At 36.6% G+C, this 1,863-nt stretch carries 2 protein-coding genes and 1 pseudogene; 2 read left to right on the top strand and 1 reads right to left on the bottom strand.

The window, feature by feature from the left end; all coding sequences use genetic code 11:
* Both L8106_RS29050 and L8106_RS29045 read left to right on the top strand, forming a co-directional pair.
* Positions 1–393, top strand: a 393-nt coding sequence (locus tag L8106_RS29050) for a GIY-YIG nuclease family protein (protein ID WP_009788164.1), incomplete at its 5' end; no start/stop codon positions are given.
* A gap of 158 nt (positions 394–551) precedes the next feature.
* Entirely contained in the window at positions 552–1,061 is a 510-nt protein-coding gene (locus L8106_RS29045; RefSeq protein ID WP_232228620.1) for a hypothetical protein, read from the top strand.
* 53 nt (positions 1,062–1,114) lie between these two features.
* Here L8106_RS29045 and L8106_RS34115 read toward each other — a convergent pair.
* Positions 1,115–1,863: pseudogene (locus L8106_RS34115) on the bottom strand (Tn3 family transposase); the annotation flags it as partial.

Below are 1,863 nucleotides of genomic sequence, written 5' to 3'. Positions count from 1 at the left end.
AACATCCAAGATTACCAAGCCGATTTGAGAATTTATGAAACCCAACTTCGGCGGATTCTGGTCAACTCCCTTTATTTTTTGGAAGTTAAAGCCAACGGAGAAACCCTATATAAAATAGGAATTACCCAAAGAACGACTGACGAACGAATCTCAGAAATTCATCAGGACTTGAAAACCCATTATACCAACATCACCATCAACTTACTCGGATTCTGGGAACATCGAGGAAATGTGGAACTATATTTTAAACATCGTTATCGGGAGTTTAACTATCGGCTTGGGAAGCTGACCGAATACTTTAAGTTTCCTGATGTGAAACTTGTTCTGAATGATTTATATAGGATGGAACAGAAAGTGTTGTCTGAAGCCGAGTTAGAACTAATTAGTGATTGAAAGACGCGCCCGATACTTGTCTAACAAATGTCACTCGTAAATGTGACTGTTAAAATTTTTATGCCGTTGTTAAGCTGATGTTAAGAGAGTGCAGTTTTCAGTTTAGTCAAATCGAAATGAAGTATTTAACAATAAAGTTTTTGATGGGTAGTCTGTTGATGTCAACACTATTTGTAAGTTTAAGCACAAATGTTAATCCCTTAATTAGTTTGGCGGAAACTAAGCGAACTGCAACGGAAGAAAAAAAATCCAACGGCAATCGAACTTTAATCGAAAATTCCGAAAATGCGGAAACTCCAGAACAAGACTTGGAAGAACCCCCGAGACTACAGCAATTTATACCTCCCGAACCCGACGACGAATTAAATTTAACAGCGGACATTTGCAAATTTTCTCAAAATCAAGGACAATGCTATCAGGAAGTAGCGAATATAAGCCTGGAAAGATTTAAAATCCAGAATGAATACGACCTTTGGCAACTCAATCACAGACGGCTGGTTTTTCAATCATATTTAGTTATTGACTTATTTGTTCTGGTTTTGGTTAAGTTAATTGTTGGGTTGGGATTGTATCTATCTTATTTAAAGTTCAGAGAAAAAGAAACGACCGAAACTAAACTCAGCTTTGCCAAGGGAAACTTAGAAATTAATTCCAACGTGATGGGGTAAGGACAAGATACGCGCAAAATTTATCACAATGTAAAGTTGTGTAACAAAATTACTCAGAAGCCTAAATTTAACTTTTCATCTAGTGCTTGTGGAATCGTATCGAGAGCAATTAGATAATCGCCAAAACGCTTAATATGACTGGTTAAATAAGGACTCAAAGCAGCTATTTCTTCACGCTCCCAGAAAAAACCTTCTTTTCTTAGCTGAAGCAAAACCTCAGTTAAATCAACCACATTATGGAAAATAACAGCATTAGCTACTAAATCACCGTACTTAATCGTCTTCTCTTGCTGTTCAGGGTCATTACTAGCAATCACCCCTTCCCCTCCAAAGCAAAACCATTTAGAAAAGCCATTATAAGCTTCTACTTTATTAGTCATTGCTGTAATTTTTTGACGTAACTTTTGGTCAGAGATGAACTGTCACAAAAAAACAGTTCTAATAACTCTGCCTAACTCTCGAAACGCTTGATAAAGTTTATTCTTCCGACTATAGTTTGCCAACTTTCGTAACAACATATCCGCCGAAATTTTGCCTGATTTAATAGAAAGAACCACTCGCCATAAATCTGACCAATGAGTTTTGATAAGTTGCCAATTAATTACCCCTTTAAATAGAGAATAAATCTGCTGATCAACTGTCTCCTTCTCAGGACGATAAAAAACTAAATCTTGCCAATTTCTAATGCGAGGCATAAGTTGAATACCTAATAAATATGATCAAGCAAAAACAGGAGTAGACTGTCCTTGAGTATCAGCATGAATAATCGAAGGTGAATTTCCGATTTATGCTTGAGAAGTCC

The organism is Lyngbya sp. PCC 8106, assembly GCF_000169095.1.
GTDB lineage: Bacteria > Cyanobacteriota > Cyanobacteriia > Cyanobacteriales > Microcoleaceae > Capilliphycus.
Note: the sequence above shows the minus strand (reverse complement) of the source record. Positions and strands in the feature narration are given on the sequence as shown.